13 protein-coding genes are annotated in these 17227 nt (G+C 47.5%); 7 read left to right on the top strand and 6 right to left on the bottom strand.

What is annotated here, in order from left to right; genetic code table 11:
* Window positions 1-6: 6 nt before the first annotated feature.
* A complete protein-coding gene (locus tag DXN04_RS17400; protein ID WP_116854662.1) occupies window positions 7-831 on the top strand; it encodes a hypothetical protein in 825 nt (274 codons plus the stop codon).
* Here DXN04_RS17400 and DXN04_RS17405 read toward each other — a convergent pair.
* The 4 genes from DXN04_RS17405 to DXN04_RS17415 all read right to left on the bottom strand — a co-directional run bounded on the left by DXN04_RS17405 (window position 815) and on the right by DXN04_RS17415 (window position 8718).
* Window positions 815-4693 carry a PAS domain-containing hybrid sensor histidine kinase/response regulator gene (locus DXN04_RS17405; RefSeq protein WP_116854663.1) on the bottom strand — a complete coding sequence of 1293 codons (3879 nt, stop codon included), beginning with the start codon at window positions 4691-4693 and terminating at the stop codon, window positions 815-817. The two genes, DXN04_RS17400 and DXN04_RS17405, sit on opposite strands and share 17 nt — an antisense overlap.
* A gap of 98 nt (window positions 4694-4791) precedes the next feature.
* The gene (locus tag DXN04_RS34815) at window positions 4792-4935 is read right to left on the bottom strand and encodes a hypothetical protein (protein WP_158569062.1); all 144 of its coding nucleotides are present in this window, start codon (window positions 4933-4935) and stop codon (window positions 4792-4794) included.
* Between the two features lie 49 nt (window positions 4936-4984).
* Entirely contained in the window at window positions 4985-6250 is a 1266-nt protein-coding gene (xrtN, locus tag DXN04_RS17410) for an exosortase N (protein ID WP_116854664.1), read from the bottom strand.
* Window positions 6247-8718, bottom strand: coding sequence for an XrtN system VIT domain-containing protein (locus DXN04_RS17415; RefSeq protein ID WP_116854665.1), 2472 nt, complete (start codon window positions 8716-8718; stop codon window positions 6247-6249). The genes xrtN and DXN04_RS17415 overlap by 4 nt, the downstream gene beginning before the upstream one ends.
* A gap of 266 nt (window positions 8719-8984) precedes the next feature.
* Here DXN04_RS17415 and DXN04_RS17420 point away from each other — a divergent pair, with 266 nt between their 5' ends.
* The 6 genes from DXN04_RS17420 to egtD all read left to right on the top strand — a co-directional run bounded on the left by DXN04_RS17420 (window position 8985) and on the right by egtD (window position 15360).
* Window positions 8985-9266: a DUF427 domain-containing protein gene (locus tag DXN04_RS17420; RefSeq protein ID WP_116854666.1), complete on the top strand. Its 282-nt coding sequence runs from the start codon at window positions 8985-8987 to the stop codon at window positions 9264-9266.
* A gap of 32 nt (window positions 9267-9298) precedes the next feature.
* A complete protein-coding gene (locus DXN04_RS17425; RefSeq protein ID WP_116854667.1) occupies window positions 9299-10678 on the top strand; it encodes a mercuric reductase in 1380 nt (459 codons plus the stop codon).
* An 89-nt stretch (window positions 10679-10767) separates the two neighbouring features.
* Complete coding sequence (locus DXN04_RS17430; RefSeq protein WP_116854668.1) at window positions 10768-11667, top strand: ABC transporter ATP-binding protein; 900 nt, start codon at window positions 10768-10770, stop codon at window positions 11665-11667.
* Complete coding sequence (locus tag DXN04_RS17435) at window positions 11654-13201, top strand: ABC transporter permease/substrate-binding protein (protein WP_116854669.1); 1548 nt, start codon at window positions 11654-11656, stop codon at window positions 13199-13201. Before DXN04_RS17430 ends, DXN04_RS17435 begins: the two co-directional genes overlap by 14 nt.
* Window positions 13192-14340: an ergothioneine biosynthesis protein EgtB gene (gene egtB, locus DXN04_RS17440; protein ID WP_116854670.1), complete on the top strand. Its 1149-nt coding sequence runs from the start codon at window positions 13192-13194 to the stop codon at window positions 14338-14340. The genes DXN04_RS17435 and egtB overlap by 10 nt, the downstream gene beginning before the upstream one ends.
* Window positions 14341-14367: 27 nt before the next feature.
* Window positions 14368-15360, top strand: a complete 993-nt coding sequence (gene egtD, locus DXN04_RS17445; protein ID WP_116854671.1) for an L-histidine N(alpha)-methyltransferase — start codon at window positions 14368-14370, stop codon at window positions 15358-15360.
* Between the two features lie 40 nt (window positions 15361-15400).
* On the opposite strand, the gene DXN04_RS17450 is transcribed toward egtD, so the two are convergent.
* A complete protein-coding gene (locus DXN04_RS17450) occupies window positions 15401-16585 on the bottom strand; it encodes an aminotransferase class V-fold PLP-dependent enzyme (protein WP_116854672.1) in 1185 nt (394 codons plus the stop codon).
* A gap of 9 nt (window positions 16586-16594) precedes the next feature.
* Window positions 16595-17068 (bottom strand): DinB family protein, encoded by a 474-nt coding sequence (locus tag DXN04_RS17455; RefSeq protein ID WP_116854911.1) that lies wholly within the window; start codon window positions 17066-17068, stop codon window positions 16595-16597.
* Between the last annotated feature and the right edge of the window lie 159 nt (window positions 17069-17227).

The following is a 17227-nucleotide window of genomic DNA, read 5'->3' on the forward strand; positions in this document are numbered from 1 at the left end:
ATCATCATGCGAAAGTATTTACCTTTTCTGCTCGCCGCTCTCGTGTGCAGCTGTGCAGAAAATGCGAAAAAGCCCTTACCTGATGCAGACAAGTCCCTTACCGCCAATGAACAGTCTGCCAGTTCCACGTCCAGTCCTCTTCCCGACAAAATCATCTCGGAAAGGACCAATGGTGCCGTCACGCTCCTGGATACCATCGACGGTAAGCCACTCGTCTCCCTGGATGACAACGTTCTCCTGGATGCAACCATGCCTAAAAATGGCTGGTCTGAAACCAGTATTGAAGTTGCTGTCAGCGCCGCACAGGAAAAGAGCATGATCATCAAAAAAGGTCAGCCCCTCTCCCTCGCAGGCAAAGTAATCGGTAAGGCACTGGATGACCTGCACCTGGTCACTACCGGTGAAAATATGCATGGAGAACTGACCGGGTATTTCTTTGGGTATCTGCAGAAAAAAGATATCAAGGCAGGTTCCGTCATTGAAACCGCACTTGCTGAATACCTGCGTACATACAGTGGCAGATTGCTGCCTGATATGCAACCTTTTATCAAGCAGTTTCAATTGGAGAATACAGGTGTAAATGCACCTTTCCTGGAATATTATAACTACGATAATTCAGTGGATGATCCTTCTCCACTCTACAGGCTTGTATTAGTGTTTTATAAGAATACACTGATCGGCACAGTTGCGGCCAGGCCGTTTCAGCTGAACAATACAAGATCACAGCAGCTGGAAAGAGGATTTACCGCTTACTTCTTCAATGATACTGATCAGAAAGTAATTGATGAATATGTGAAGTTGTTTAATACATTTATTACAAGCGTGGACTAAGCTCCCTGTCAATATACTGCTGCACCAGCCGGATCGCCTTGCTGATCTTTTCTTTGGCCTCAAGCGCCAAACCCTGTAAGGCCTCCGGCTGGGTATTTTTCAGGCCCTCTATCTGCTCCGCCAGCAACGCGATATCCATCAGGCCCACCGTCAATGCCACTCCCCGGAGCTTATGCCCCCAGCCATTGATCGTCAACACATTCTCGCCCTTTAGCACACTGTCAAAATCAGCCATCAGCTTATTAAACTCCTTCACTGTAAGCGTCAGGATCTCTTTCATAAATGCCGGATCGTCATCTCCTAAATAGGTCCGCAAATAATTTACATCCAGCTCCTCCATCCTGCCTTCCAGCTCCTCGGGTTGCTGTGGTTTATCCAACCGTAACCATTTATTAAACATTGCTACCATGGTATTTTCTATGAATGGTTTCGCCATAAAATCGTCCATACCCGCCTCTATACACTTCTCCCGTTCCCCCATCACATTACCCGCCGTCAGTGCAATAATCGGCACCCTGAAACCCGGATAAATATCCCGGATCTGCCGGCTCGCTTCATAGCCATTCATCTCAGGCATCTGTATGTCCATGAGAATAATATCCGGCATCACATGACTCACAATCGCCAATGCCTCCCTGCCATTATTGGCTTCAAGAATCACAGCTGCCGGGGCAATACGATGAATAATGGTTGTTGCCAGGAACATATTGATTGGGTTATCTTCTACCACCAGTACATTGAAACCATCTCCCCGCGAACTGCGGGCAGCATTATCTACGACTACCGGTTTACTTTCTTCTTTCCTGAATAAACGGGACAGGGCATTATACATCTCCTGCATCTTTATGGGTTTTACAAGACGTTGTTGTACATGCAGACGTTCGCATGCTTTGATGATCCTTTCATCGTCAGAGGAACTATGTAGTAAGATAATTTTCTGCCGGGGATCGGCATCTATATTTTTCCGGATCTTCTCAATGGTTTCTATCCCATCCATAAAAGGCATGTGATAGTCCATGAGGATCACATCAAAATTGTTTTTCTTGGACAGGATCTCCAGCGCTTCAAATCCATTCCGTGCTTCTACAAAACTAATTCCTTTCAGGTACAGCATCTCCCGCAGGATCACCCGGTTGTTGTCATTGTCATCCACGATCAACACATGCTTGACCATGTCGATATTTTCCCAGTGCACCCGCTCTCCGTCTTCCGTTTTCACCGTGATGTCAAAGAAGAAGCGGCTTCCCTTACCCGGCTCACTTTCCAGTTGCAGAAAACTCCCCATCAGTGCCAGCAGTTTATTGGAGATGGTCAGGCCCAAACCCGTACCACCGTATTTCTTGGTAGTGGATACATCTTCCTGCAGAAAGGCCTCGAAGATCTTGTGCGCCTTCTCCGGACGAATACCAATACCTGTATCACGCACTTCAAACCGTAAGCGGTCTTCCTTATCCAGTTGGGTAACTTTAAGTTCCAGCTCACCGGCAGGGGTGAACTTCACGGCATTTCCCATCAGGTTCACCAGGATCTGTTTCAAACGCACCTCATCGATATAGACAAAGCGGGGCAGATTGGAAGATACATTCAGGAGCAATTCCAGGCCCTTGTTCTGTGCCTGGTAAGAGATGATATCACTCGCCTGGCTACAGAATTCATAGAGATCCACCTTGTCAATATCCAGTTCCAGTTTGCCTGCTTCGATCTTCGAGAAGTCGAGGATATCATTGATAATGCTTAAAAGGGCATTTGCGGACTGATTTACGATCGATAAGTATTGGTTCTGGGACTCTGTAAGGTGCGTCTTCAAAACAAGGTCTGTGAAGCCAATAACACCATTTAAAGGAGTCCGGATTTCATGGCTCATGTTCGCCAGGAATTCTGACTTTGCAATATTGGCTTGTTCGGCCTGGATCTTCGCTTTTTTATATTCTTCCTGTTGCAGATAAGCGTCGGTAATATCCTGTGTGAACATCATGATCCCGCCGATCTTTCCATCGTACTGGTACCAGGGGCGTACTTCCCAGCGCAGGTATTGGTCCTGGTCCCAGCCTTCGGGCCGCCAAACATCTTTATCTGCCGTAAGCACCTCGCCTTCCTGTGCCTTTTTATGAATCTCCTTCCATTCGGCCGATACATTCGGGAACAATTCGTAATGTGAGAGGCCCAATATATTCCTGCCCTGCACCCTGAATTCTTCCAGCCAGCGGCGGCTTACCGCGATGTAGCGCATCTCCTTGTCGAACATGGCCACTGCCGCCGGCGCGTGCTCCACAAAGGTTGAAAGCCGAAGTTTCTGTGTTTTCAGTTCAATCTCCGCAATTTTCTTTTCTGTGATATCCTGTATAGTTCCAAAGAGGCGTTTACATTTCCCATTATTGTCAAACTGTGCACTGCCCCGGCTCCGGATCCAGCGCTCATTACCTTTTTCAGTGATGATTTCCAGTTCGAGATTGAAAGGATTGCCGGTAGCAATCGTAGCTGCCAGTGCCGACTGTGCGCGCTGGCGGTTTTCACCTTCTTTGTAAAAACGCATCCCATTGCTGAAACGGGCCGGTTCATCGGGAGTAACTTCAAGGATTTCGCGGGTCACGTCGGACCAGAATACTTCTCCATTGCGCATGTCAATTTCCCAGGCACCTATACGCGCCACCTTATTCGTGCGTTCCAGCATTTCAGTAGAGCGCTTCAGTTCCTGTTCCAGGCGATAGTGCACCGTGATATCGGTGGAGTTGGAGATCACGTACTGATCTACCCTTACGTTGTTGTAATGCAAAATAATCGCCGTACCATCTTTCTTCAGCACTTTCATCAATCCATTTAGTTTGCCGGCCGTCTGAATCCGATCAAGGTAGGCCTGCACTTCTTTATGATGCTCCACCGGTGCAATGTCGAACAGACTGTAGCCTACCAGCTCATCGAGGGTATAGCCCAGGCCTGCTGCACCGGCTTCGTTGACAGAAAGGAAATATCCCTTCATGTCATGCGTGCACATGAGGCCCGGGGAGTTTTCGAAGAAGGTGCGAAAATTGCGTTCGCTCTCACTGAGCAGTTTTTCCTTCCTGCGTTCTTCGGTAATATCCCTGCCTATGCTGAAAATATCTTTGGTATCGGGTTCGGCAGTCGCCATCCAGGAAATGGTACGCCATTCGCCTGATTTGGTGAGAAGACGGTTCTCGAAGGCAATCATCGATTTGCCGGCGACCATATTGTTGGTTTCCACCAGTGATGCAGGCAGATCGTCAGGATGAATCATGTCCAGGATGTTCATTTGCAGCATCTCTTCATGGGTGTAGCCAAAGATATGCGTGTAGGCAGCATTCACCCTTTTGAACCGGCCCCCGGCGGTGGTAAGGCCGACAAGATTATCAGAGAGGAGGAACAGTTTTTCCAGGTAGAGCACTTCTTCTTTCTGACGGCGGTTCTGGATGAGGGTCATGATCTCATTGGCAATGAGTTGGAGGGCATGGCGCTGGCTGTCGTGCAACTGACGGGGCTGTTCGTCCATGATGCAAAGCGCACCGATGATGAAACCTTTGGGATCGCGAATAGGGTAGCCGGAGAAGAAGCGGAAAAAGTTCCCTTCGCCGGTGTCAGGTTTTTCGACAAAGTTATTGGTACGGAGAATCTCTTCGGTGAAGGACCATTCGCGGGGGACCTCCCGGAAGTTGAGTCCGACGGCTGATTTGATCCATTGGCGGTCCTGGTCAGGGAAAGTAATGCAGGCTGCAGCAGAATTGCAGGTAAGGGCTGCTAATGTAGTGAGCCGGTCGAATTCCTCTTCCGGTGTTGAGTCGAGTATGTGATAGCCAGCCAGTGTGTTCAATCTTTCGGCTTCGTTCTGGTTAGTACTGGTTGCTTGCATATATTTAAGAGACAATAAGCATACGGTCTTATATTATATAACACGCAACTATTAAAACTGTTCAATATAAAAAAAAAGGGGCCTGCTTTAGCAGCCCCTTACCTCACCTTCCTCACCGCTCTCAGCCATAGATAAGGCTTCATGCTACTGAAATAACGCTGGTAGAGTTCCCGGAATGCATGCTCGTCAGAAGCCTGGAATAGCCGACGCAAGAGATCATCAGTCAGCAAATGCAAATTCATACGTGGAGAAAATATTTATAGTAGGGTAAGTAATTTTAAAAAACAATTATTAAAAATTAAGTGTCATTATTACCTTTCTTAAACTAGCCTCGTCCTGCGCTGTTACATTGATCAATGAATATTGCTTACCACTCTTCAGCGCATCCCAGCGCCAGGCGAACTGGCTGATGTAATTATGCCGCCCGTTTGCATACCACCAGGCTGTATATAATTTTGTCTTTCCATTTACCAGCAATGCTGTATACACAGGTAGTCCATCCCACACCTGCTCCTGCACCTTCTCAAATGTATAACCACTCCCCTTCCAGCAAATCATAGGATGATGTTCTGAATAATAGTAGGAAGGAATATATTTAACATAGATCAATGCCTCCTCATTAGATAACTGCGTAACATGCTGCGGCAAATGCTTCACTGCAAAACCAGTCGTCTTCACCGGCAATGCATAGGCCACTACCGGCCGGGGTTTTACGTTTATATAACAGGCATAAATCATACAGACCAGTAAAATCCCGTTGCGTAATAACAAAGGACCCGTTGGTACAATCCGGTAGAGGTGCTTTTCTGCTACACGCGTTTTCCCGATCCGCTTTACTACATAATTCACCAACACAAATACAGGCAGCAATACATATACTACCAAAGACAGTATTCCCATCACATCGTGCATGGGGGTTCCCGGCATAATCTTAAACTGTACCAGGCAAACAATCCTTATTAAGTTAGCAACTACATTCAATCCAAATACTACTGCCAATAGGCCGGTAGTCATTCCCCCGGATAGATATAATCTATACTTTTTCTGCAATCCTCCTATGATAATTAACCCGCACAACATAGCAGTCACCGTCGTCTGCAAACCCATACAAGCCGGATCTACGGAAAAGTCCAGTCCATCGCAGCTGATAATATTTCCTTCCACATGTGCCCCCATCACCATATTTCCCGCTATCGATGTGAGCTGCAGGCGAATAGGAAATGTAAACAGGTTGGCCCAAAACTCAAAAATCGGTGACATACAGACCAGGACCAGCATCGGCAACAGGTTCAACCTGCCCACATACATCTCCAGGCAAAATGCTACTGCTGTAATCAGGGTGAGGTAATAAAAGGTATGCACCGGTACCAGCAGGAACAATACAAACAGTGCCAGCGAAATGTAGAAATAACGAAGCCCACCTTTCCTGGTTGCATCAAATCCGGTTGTGAAAGGCAGCGCTGCCAGTCCCAAAAGGAAACCGGCAGACTGCCATTCAAAGAAATGCTGCAGCCCTACAAAGAACAGGACAAGGTAAATAGGTATAAGGATCCTCATATTGCTACAGCACGTTTCTTTTTAAACCAAAGCAGGCACATTACCCCGATTAGGATCAGTGCCCATTCATGCGGTTCAGGCACTGCCCCTTTACCATGGATAGAAGCATTCTTCAGACTATTGAGGTCATCATGGATATTGAAGCGGTCATAATCTTTTTGTGTTTCCAGTACAATCAGGCTGGAAGCAGGTGTCACGATATAAGATTCTTTTGCAGCCGCAATAATTTCACTGTCTGACATTTTCTGCGGTCCCATTTTCTGCATAATATGATTGTAGGCAAATAAACGCATCAGGTGATCAGGCGCATTGCTTACCCCTCTGTTCTCTTCCATATTGATCGTGACCCCAGCTGGTTCTATCACTACACGATGATCATTTTCTATGTCTGCAGGAAATTGTTTTAAAGCCATCCATTGTTTTAATTCAGCAACATCTCCTGCTGTATAACGGAACAAGCGGTATTCTTTCAGTGTTTTCAAATACGGAGACAGCTCACCACCCAGGTTAAATAAGAGAAGCTTCCCCGGAGTTTTGAATGAAGCCTGCAAGTCTTCATAGAATTTACTGTCCCCCAGGTCATTCAGAGTAGGAGAGACAACATTGCCTTTGGTAATCACCAGTGAAGTCGCACGCTCCGGCACTTTGTACACAGGGAATAAACTGTAACGGTCTTTTTGCAGACTTTCAAACAATTCTTCCGTAGCAGGCTGCCATTCATTTTCCGCATACACTTTCATGGGATAGTGGAGGTTTTTGATCGCATTAAATTCTGCTAAAGTCCATGACTGGTTTACATCGAGGTAGATCGTCTTTACAACTGCAGCTGCCAGTTCTTTTTGATAAGGTGTTACAAAAAACGACCTGCCGTTGGCCGTAAACAGGTTAGTGCGTACACCCGGATCAATGCAGCTCAACTGCCAGTCTGCATCATATGGCCCCACACTGGAGAAGGTATTCGTTTTCCGGTTGAACAATCCCGGCATTTCCACGCCCACCGGATCTTCCTGGAAATTAATATTCACATCCTCGCGGGCTTCACTGGCATCGGGCCCCTGGAACCAGATGTTCTGATACACCAGCTTCTTACCCTGCTGTAATAAAGGTGCTGTAATACCAATTTTAAACTGTCTGCTGGATTGTCCTAATACCGGGAACACACGCACTGTTACCGTATTCCCCTCCTGCCAGTGCACCACGCTGGGATCCCGCATTTCCCTGCCTACAACTGTTGCATAAGCTTCCGTTGCTTTTTCTTTGGTGGTCAGCACACCTTTTTCTTCCTTCCCGTTGATCCAGAGAGAAAGCGAAGTCACCACCCCACCCTCCGGCAAATGGAAAGTATAAATGGCCTCCTGGCTATTCCATGATGCGGCATCGGGTTCCGCACTGAAAACATTGATGGTTTTCTCGGTATAAGCCATATGCAGCGAAGGCCAGATGTCCGCATTAGTGCGCACCTGTATCGTAGACAATTTATCGCCGCTCCACAGCCTTTCCTGCGTTTCCTGGCGCGAATCGTACATAGCACTCAGTACTTTGGCTGCATCCGTTTCTTCGACATAAGACGGCCTTGTTAAAGAGGCAATCGTTACCAGTGGATCCTGCAACAGCTCCGCATCGAAGATTCCTCTCCTGCGGGGCATTTCCAGGAAAGACAGATCCCCATCCCCGGCAGTCTGGTATACAAGACCAGCTTTCAGCACCCGCTCCGTAATCGCATTTTTAGGTGTCTTACGGGCTACATTTTCCCAGTGAGGCAGATCTTTATTATCCGGCATCAGGTAAGCGTCATTGACAGCGAAAACAGCGTTAATCCACAGTGTGATATACACAGCTATCACCACTCCCACAAAACCAATCCCTGAGAAATAAGCATAGCGATGCTTTTTCCTGAACAACACATATTTGCTTGCCAATGTAAAGGTGTAGATCAAAAACAGGAGAGGTATAAATGCATGCCCTCCAATCCCGAAAAACAACATGCCGATGCCGCCATAGAAGCACATGGGCAACAGGCAAAAGGTGAGGTATAAAAAACAACAGGTAGAAATGCCCAGTACAAAAGCCATGATCGTTCGCACCAGCGGAGGAAATACCTCTTTGAAACCGTACGCAATGTTATTGATACAACATACCGCCAGTGTCACCGCCCACCAGTCGGTCGATTTAGCGAAAATCACAAATTCCTTATTCAGCAAAAAACAACTGATGAGGCAGAGTGTCAGGTACACGGCAAAGGTATTTCGCCCCCGCCTGCCTCTGCGGAGATTTCCACCCACCCAGAGGTAAATAAAATACAGCTGGAGAAGGATGTAATTCATCATGAAATAACCAAAGTTATCATTCGGATTACAGTGAAGAATACCGGGCAAATAGTAAAATCCAAGGGAAACAACGATGAGTATCAGGCCCACCCAAAGGCGGCTGTCCCGTAACATGAATTGGAAATACTGCTTATTTGTCATAAAATAAAGTACTTTGTATTTCAAAGTTTATAGGGCTAAAAAAATTGGCTATGGCCAATCTGCAATCAAAGTTTTCACTTTGAGATACAAAGTAAAGGAAATAGTTTGAACCGGACAAGTCATTTTTCAGAATTTTTTCTTACCTTCTATGTCCATTTTTAAAAAACAGACCAGGAAGTAAACCGATCGCGCAAACCTTGATTCAGGAATAATCCCGCTGGTATAAAATTTGTCCACGTATTTATAACACCTTAAACGACAACACGATGAAAGCAATCTGGCAAAAGGAAGTAATAGCAGAAAGCGAAAAAACGGTGGTAGTCGAACATAATCATTACTTTCCTCCGGAAGCAGTAAAAGCAGAATTGCTCAGTCCAAGCAAGACCCACACAATCTGTCCATGGAAAGGCGAGGCCTCTTACTATGACGTTACCGTGGATGGCAAAGTAAACAAAGATGCAGCCTGGTACTATCCAGATCCAAAAGATGCTGCTCACAATATAAAAGGCTACATCGCCTTCTGGAAAGGCGTTGAGGTACTACGGTAGCCTTATTGATCCTACTTACTAAAAACCCGGGAATGCAAAAATTTGATGCAATCATCATTGGTTCTGGCCAGGGGGGAGTTCCCCTGGCAAAAAAACTGGCAAAAGCAGGCTGGAAAACAGCTATCATAGAAAAACGATGGATTGGCGGTACCTGCATCAATGATGGATGCACTCCCACAAAAGCAATGATTGCCTGTGCCGAAGTAGCATATACTGTGGCCAACAGCAGGCAATGGGGAATTACTGTGCCCGGGTTCCAGGTCGATTTTGAAAAGATCGTGGCCCGCAAGAACGAGATTGTCAGCTCCTTCCGGGGCGGTGCTACCAAAGGCCTGGAAAAAACCGAAGGCCTCAGCATCTTCTATGGCACCGCCAGTTTTAATGGCCCAAAGGTAGTAGATATAAAGCTCCGCACCGGCAGTACTGAAACCATCACTGCCGATCAGATATTTATTAATACGGGTGCCTCCCCAAAGATCCCTGACCTTCCCGGCCTGGCGCAGGTGCCCTACCTTACCAGTACCACTTTGCTGGACCTGCAGGTCCTTCCCTCCCATCTCATTATTTTAGGCGGTAGTTATATCGGCCTGGAATTCGGTCAGCTCTTCCGCCGCCTCGGTAGCCAGGTCACGATTATCGAACGCACAGCCCTGCTGAAAAGAGAAGATACAGATATATCGGCTGCCATGAAAAAGATCATGGAAGGGGCTGGTATTACCGTCTATACTGGTGCCACCGTCAAACAGGCAGAAGGGAATGGAGATGCTGTCAGAATTGTGCTCAATGCCAACGGTGAAAGCAAGACCATCACCGGCTCTCACCTGTTCCTGGCTTCTGGCCGCGCCCCGCAGACAAAAGACTTACATTTAGATACAACAGGCATTTCCATCGACGAAAAAGGATTCATTCCTGTGAATGACAAACTGGAAACTTCTGTACCCGGCATCTATGCCCTTGGAGATGTAAAAGGTGGTCCCGCATTCACGCATATCTCCTACAACGATCACCTCATACTGATTAAAAATCTGCTGCACAAAGGCAATGAAACCACGACAGGCAGACCTGTTCCTTACTGTGTATTTACCGATCCGCAACTGGGCCGTATCGGACTAACGGAAAAGGAAGCACGCGATAAAGGAATAGAGATCCAGGTGGCTTGCCTGGATATGAGCAGAGTAGCCCGCGCTATTGAAACAGGACACACGGACGGTTTCATGAAAGCAGTGGTGGAAAAGACCACAGGCAGGATCCTGGGCGCTGCTATCCTGGGCCATAATGGCGGTGAAATCATGAGTGTTCTGCAAATTGCCATGATGGCCGGTATGACTGCTACACAACTCAGGGAAATGATCTTCGCGCATCCTTTGTATACCGAGTCATTGAACAATCTTTTCATGAGCATCAGCGATTGATTGTACTTATTACGGAACCATTTGTACAATTCACGGATTCTCCCGCATTAACTTTTTCCTATCAACAATATGAGTAATTTACTCCCCATATGATCAAACTGGAAAATGTGAGCAAGTCATTCGCCAACGGTAAGCCCGCCGTTTCTGCTGTTTCATTCGAAGTGAATGCAGGAGAAACACTCATACTCCTGGGCACCAGCGGAAGTGGCAAAACCACTACGCTCAGGATGATCAACCGCCTTATATTACCTGATAGTGGTCGTATCTATGTGAATGGGGATGCAGTCGAAACACAACGACTGGAATCACTCCGCCGGGGCATTGGCTACGTACTCCAGTACCACGGCCTTTTCCCCCACTACACTGTAGGTGAAAACATCGGTGTGGTACCCGGCCTGCTCAAATGGGATGCAAGCCGTATTGCATCCAGGGTAGCCTCCCTCATGGAAAAACTTCATCTTCCCGTATCGGATTACCTCCATGCCTATCCGCATCAACTCAGTGGCGGACAGCAACAACGTGTAGGACTGGCCCGCGCACTGGCTGCAGATCCTCCCGTACTGCTCATGGATGAACCCTTTGGTGCGCTGGACCCCGTGACCCGCGCCAGCGTCAGGAAAGAGTTTCGCGCACTGGATGAAATTCAACATAAAACCATCATCATGGTCACCCATGATGTGCAGGAAGCCTTTGAACTCGGCACCCACATTTGCCTGATGGACAAAGGTAAAGTACAGCAGACAGGCACTCCGGCCACACTCTTATTTTCACCCGCTAATGCCTTTGTCAAATCTTTTTTTGATGAACACCGCTTTGTACTGGAACTGAAAGCTCTCACCCTTGCCGACATCCGGCCATGGTTAGCCACGCTCAATGGCGATGACACACTCACTGTCTGGGATGCCATCGCCGCCGGCATGCCACGCAATACCCTGCTGGATGCCGTAGACCAGTACAGGCAATCTAAACATATGCATGGAACCAGCTAACAGCTTCATTGATTTTCTACAGCAGGAATCCGGCAAAATACTGGAACAAACCCTGCAACATATCGGCCTTACCTTTATCTCCTTGTTGATCGCCGTAGTAATTGGCGTGCCCCTGGGTATCGCCATTTCCCGTAAACCTAAAATGGCTGCTGCGGTATTAGGCTTCGCAGGCATCCTGCAGACCATACCCAGTATCGCATTGTTAGGCTTCATGATTCCCTTATTGGGCATTGGGCCTGCACCAGCTATCGTCGCCCTGTTTTTGTATGCACTATTACCTATTGTACGCAATACTTACACAGGCATCACACAGGTAGATCCGGCTATTATTGAAGCAGCTACAGGGATTGGTATGAGCGCCCGCCAACTGCTTTTCAAAGTGCAGATTCCACTGGCTATGCCCGTCCTGCTGGCAGGTATTCGTACCGCTACCGTGATCAATGTAGGTGTCGCCACCCTCGCCGCTTACATCGCTGCCGGTGGCCTCGGTGAATTCATCTTCGGCGGCATCGCCCTCAACAATACGAATATGATCTTAGCCGGTGCCATCCCTGCCGCCCTGCTCGCTATCATATTCGACTGGGGCTTGTCGCGCATCAGGTTTCGGAAGGTCTTACTAATGCCTTTACTGATCCTGGTGCTTTCTTCTTTTTACCTGCTCCCTGATTTTTATGGCTCTAAATTACTGGCAGGATTCACCCCTGAATTTATGGGCAGGAATGATGGTGATGTAGGCCTGAAAAAAATCTATGGACTAAAGATCCGTACCGTGGTGATCAGTGATATGATCATGTACAAAGCCGCCTTCGATAAAAAGGTAGATGTCATCAGCGGGAGTAGTACGGACGGGCGTGTAAAGGCTTATGACCTGCAGGTGCTGCAGGATGATAAACACATTTTTCCCCCTTATTATGCGGCCCCTATCGTACGCCAGGATGTACTCGATAAATATCCGGAACTCGAACCCGTCCTCAACAAACTGTCTGGTACAATTAATGATAGCATTATGACAGCATTGAATTACCGGGTAGATATTCTAAAACAGTCCCCGGCTGTTGTTGCTAAGGAGTTTCTCGAAGCCCACCACCTGCTGCAATCACCCGGACCGGGTACAAAAGGTACGATCCGCATTGGTGCCAAGTTATTTGGTGACGGCTATATCCTCGTCAACATCTACAAGTTACTGGTCGAAGGCTATACCGATCTGCATGTAGAAACAAAAACCGGACTGGGAGGTACTAAAATCTGCTTTGAAGCACTGACGAATGCACAGATTGACCTGTATCCGGAATACACCGGTACCGGTCTGCTCGTGATTCTACAGGCCCCGCCTTCTACCCTCGATTCTCTCGGCGGACAGGCAGACAAAGTATACAACTATGTAGCGGATGCTTTTCAACAACGTTATCATATCAAATGGCTGGCACCTGTAGGATTCAATAATACATACGCACTCATGATGCGGAGACAACAGGCCGGCACCTTACAAATAAAGACGATCAGCGACCTGACAAAATACTTACAATGGAATTAAAGCAAGCTTTTGACATCGTGCGCCAAAGATCCGTGAGCATATGCGCGCCGTTACAAACAGAGGACTATGTAGTACAACCTGTGGTAGATGTGAGTCCGCCTAAATGGCACCTGGGCCACACGACCTGGTTCTTTGAGACCTTTGTATTACAACCGAACCTGAAGGATTATAAAGTATTTAATCCGGAATATAATTTTGTGTTCAACAGCTATTACGAATCAGTAGGTGCAAGGGTCATCCGCACAGACAGGGGCAACCTGAGCCGACCCGGCGTGGCAGATGTATACAAATACAGAACCTATGTAGACGAGCAAATGACACTGCTCCTGGCACAGGACATTTCGCCTGAACTACATGCCCTCATCACCCTCGGCTTAAATCACGAAGAACAACACCAGGAATTACTGATTACAGATATCAAGTATATTCTTGGCCATAATCCCCTCTTCCCTGCTTACCAGGAAGACTATTCTTTCAAAGAAAGAAGCATCACTTCTTCTGACTTTATCAGGATGCTGGCCGGCATCTATGAAATCGGTCATACAGGCAATGGCTTCTGCTTTGACAACGAACTGAACAGGCACAAGGTGTACCTGGAAGAATACAGCATCAGCAACGTTCTCGTTACGAATAAAGAATACCTGGAATTCATGCAGGCCGGCGGCTATACGGACTTCCGTCACTGGCATGCCGAAGGCTGGGACTGGGTAAAGACCAACCAGGTCAGGTCCCCCCTGTACTGGCATGAAGTAGATGGCCAGTGGATGAACTACACCCTGAAAGGTTTGCAGCTCATAGCCCCCAACCAGCCACTTGCCCATATCAGTTATTACGAAGCAGCAGCTTATGCTTCCTGGAAAGGCCTGCGCCTGCCTACCGAAAATGAATGGGAAGCCGCTGCTCCACAACTGGCATGGGGAGAAAGGTGGGAATGGACGGAAAGTGCATACCTGCCCTACCCCGGTTTTGTAAAAGCACCCGGTGCAATCGGAGAATATAACGGAAAGTTCATGGTGAGCCAGATGGTACTGAGAGGCGGCTCAGTAGCCACTCCACCGGGACATAGCCGTATCACCTACCGGAATTTTTTCCATCCACCACTGAGATGGCAATATACTGGCATCAGATTAGCTAAATAATTCTCATTCAACAATTAAGTTTACATTATGGCTACCACCTCTGTAATGAATGCTTTCACTGTATTGACCCCCAAACAGGACCAATTACCGGCTTTCCATCGTGATGTACTGCAGGGATTGAATGCAAAGGACAAATACCTTGACGCGAAGTATTTTTATGACGACAACGGAGACCGGATTTTTCAGCGCATTATGGCTTGTCCGGAATACTATCCGACAAATTGTGAGATGGAAATTATGCAGGAACAATCTGCAAAAATCAGCGCACTGATAGCTTCACTCACAGAGACTTTTGATGTTGTAGAACTGGGTGCCGGAGATGCGACCAAGTCCATTTACCTCCTGAAGGAATTACTGAATATAGATCACTCTTTCACTTACTACCCCATTGACATCAGTGCAAATGTGATCAGCCAACTGGAGCAGCATTTACCCGAACGCTTACCTGCATTACAGGTGCATGGGCTGCATGGTGAATATTTCGAGATGCTGCGTATGGTGCAGACTTTATCCGCAAGGCCTAAAGTCGTACTGTGTATGGGCGGCAATATCGGGAACTTTACACCCATGGAGACACGTAAATTCTGCCGCCAGCTGCGCAATTATTTACAGGCCGGCGATATGCTGCTCACAGGCTTTGACCTGAAGAAACATCCGCAGATTATTCTGAATGCGTACAATGATTCGGAAGGGATCACGAGGGAGTTCAATCTGAACCTGCTGACGAGGATTAACAGGGAAATGGATGCGGACTTTGATCTGACAAAGTTCGACCATTATGCTACATATGATCCGGGTACAGGGGCGTGTAAAAGCTATCTGGTGAGCCTGGAAGATCAGCAGGTGAGGGTATTGGATGAGGTGATTGAGTTTAAGATGCATGAGACGATTTATATGGAGATCTCGCAGAAGTATAGCCTGGATGAATCGGAGAAACTGGCTGTGCAAACAGGGTTTGAGCCGGTGGCGCATTTTATGGATAAGAAAAAATGGTTTGTAGATAGTCTATGGCAGGCATAATAAAATCGGCGGTTGCTCTATGCAACCGCCGATTTTATTTTTAAGGATTCGTAAATAAACTTTCCAGCGCATCCAGCAAGATATCAATCTCCTCTTCAGTATTGTAATAATGTGGCGCTACGCGCAGCGCCCAGTTCACACCTTTCGATCTCAGGTCGATCAATGCACTCGCTGTAACGCTGACTGTTGTATGGATATTCCGCTCTCTCAGTGCAGTCAGCAAAGATTGCGGATCACTCACCGGAGCAGTCATAGTAATGATACTGGCCAGCTCCGTACCTTTGTCCAGGAGCTTTACCCCCGGCAGGGATTGCAGCCCTGGCCGCAGTATACTACCTAAATATTTATTCCGCGCAGCGATATTTTCCAGTCCCAGTTCATTTGCATAATGAATGGCTGCATAACTGCCTGCCATCAATGCATAGTTCTGCTCCCAGTCCTGGAAGCGCTTTGCATCCGGCGCTGTCACGAAGGTGTCATCATCCGTCCAGGTAGCTGCGAACATATCCAGGAACAAAGGATACCATGGTTTGTGCAGGATCCTGTCAGACACATAGAGCAGGCCCGCTCCCCTCGGCCCGCGCAGGAATTTCCGCATCGTTCCACAGAGAAAATCACAACCTATTTCTTCCACATCCAGCGGTAATTGCCCGACGGACTGGCATGCATCTACCAGGTATGGTATATCATACTCCCGGCATACCTTTCCGATAGCTGCAATGGGCTGGATCAAACCAGTATTGGATGGTACGTGTGTAAGCGACACGAGCCGGGGTTGCTTTTCTTTTATCAATGATACCATATGATCTACATCGACACCACCTTCAGGCAAACTATGTGCACGTACCAGCTCTATCCCAAAACGTTCTTCCAGCGACAGGAACTGCAACTGGTTGCTGGCATAATCCTCATTGGCAATAATCACCACATCACCTTTCTTAAAAGGGATGCACGACAATGCTCTTGCAAAACTATTGGTCGCACTACTTGTAAATGCAATATTCTTAGCCGGGGCATTCAGCAATTTTCCTGCGGCCATGTAAAAACGGTTGAGGGCCGTTGCATTGGCTGCAGCTGTTTCATAACCTCCACAATTAGCTTCTTCTGTCAGGTAATCCTGCATCGCCTTCAAAACAGGGTAAGGGGGCAATGCAGCGCCGGAATTGTTGAAATGTACTTTGGTCTGGCAGCCGGGTGTATCTGCCCTCAGTGTAGCAATGTCCATGGTATTTAATTATTTCCACGCCCCGAGCATTCTTCTCACCGCCACAATCTCGCCGGTATGGTAGCTGGTATGATCCGCAATTAAAAGGGCTTCACGGAAGAGGTGCTGGCCATTGCCATGGGAAAAAGGCTCGTAAAGGTCTGCTCCGGGTCGTTTGAGCAATTTAATGAATTCCGCGCAATCCTTTTTGATCCGGGCAATGCTTTCCTCCCAGGCATCATTGTCTTTGGGGGCAGGATCTTTGGGCCAATAGCCTTCCGGCCATGGGGGTGACTGGTGACCGGGGTTCTTTGAAAATTCAAGAATGTCCCACTGGGCAATGCGGATATGTTCCACCAGTTGCCAGATGCTGTAAGGCATATTTTCCGGTATGATTCCTCTGATCTTTTCAGGTACACCCTTGACGGCATCTTCGAATGAAACGTGGGCATGACTGCCGGTGAGGAGCTCTTCTAATGTTTTGATGACTTCTTTTTCTGCCATGATCTGTTTTTGGTATGTGGTCCAAACAAGGTGCCAATACCATTTAAATATCATCCCGGATTCGAAGCTAAAAGGTCACTATAAGGGCACCATAAGGTCACCTCAATATCCAATCGATATACAAGTGCCCTTTTGGTGCCCTTATAGTGACCTTAAAAT

Origin of the sequence: Chitinophaga silvisoli (assembly GCF_003412465.1) — a bacterium.
Taxonomy (GTDB): domain Bacteria; phylum Bacteroidota; class Bacteroidia; order Chitinophagales; family Chitinophagaceae; genus Chitinophaga; species Chitinophaga silvisoli.

Bases quoted from the DNA above. Each gene is read 5' to 3' on its own strand.
- DXN04_RS17400 (WP_116854662.1), top strand. From the start codon at position 7: ATGCGAAAGTATTTACCTTTTCTGCTCGCCGCTCTCGTGTGCAGCTGT.
- DXN04_RS17405 (WP_116854663.1), bottom strand. From the start codon at position 4,693: ATGCAAGCAACCAGTACTAACCAGAACGAAGCCGAAAGATTGAACACA.
- DXN04_RS34815 (WP_158569062.1), bottom strand. From the start codon at position 4,935: ATGAATTTGCATTTGCTGACTGATGATCTCTTGCGTCGGCTATTCCAG.
- xrtN (WP_116854664.1), bottom strand. From the start codon at position 6,250: ATGAGGATCCTTATACCTATTTACCTTGTCCTGTTCTTTGTAGGGCTG.
- DXN04_RS17415 (WP_116854665.1), bottom strand. From the start codon at position 8,718: ATGACAAATAAGCAGTATTTCCAATTCATGTTACGGGACAGCCGCCTT.
- DXN04_RS17420 (WP_116854666.1), top strand. From the start codon at position 8,985: ATGAAAGCAATCTGGCAAAAGGAAGTAATAGCAGAAAGCGAAAAAACG.
- DXN04_RS17425 (WP_116854667.1), top strand. From the start codon at position 9,299: ATGCAAAAATTTGATGCAATCATCATTGGTTCTGGCCAGGGGGGAGTT.
- DXN04_RS17430 (WP_116854668.1), top strand. From the start codon at position 10,768: ATGATCAAACTGGAAAATGTGAGCAAGTCATTCGCCAACGGTAAGCCC.
- DXN04_RS17435 (WP_116854669.1), top strand. From the start codon at position 11,654: ATGGAACCAGCTAACAGCTTCATTGATTTTCTACAGCAGGAATCCGGC.
- egtB (WP_116854670.1), top strand. From the start codon at position 13,192: ATGGAATTAAAGCAAGCTTTTGACATCGTGCGCCAAAGATCCGTGAGC.
- egtD (WP_116854671.1), top strand. From the start codon at position 14,368: ATGGCTACCACCTCTGTAATGAATGCTTTCACTGTATTGACCCCCAAA.
- DXN04_RS17450 (WP_116854672.1), bottom strand. From the start codon at position 16,585: ATGGACATTGCTACACTGAGGGCAGATACACCCGGCTGCCAGACCAAA.
- DXN04_RS17455 (WP_116854911.1), bottom strand. From the start codon at position 17,068: ATGGCAGAAAAAGAAGTCATCAAAACATTAGAAGAGCTCCTCACCGGC.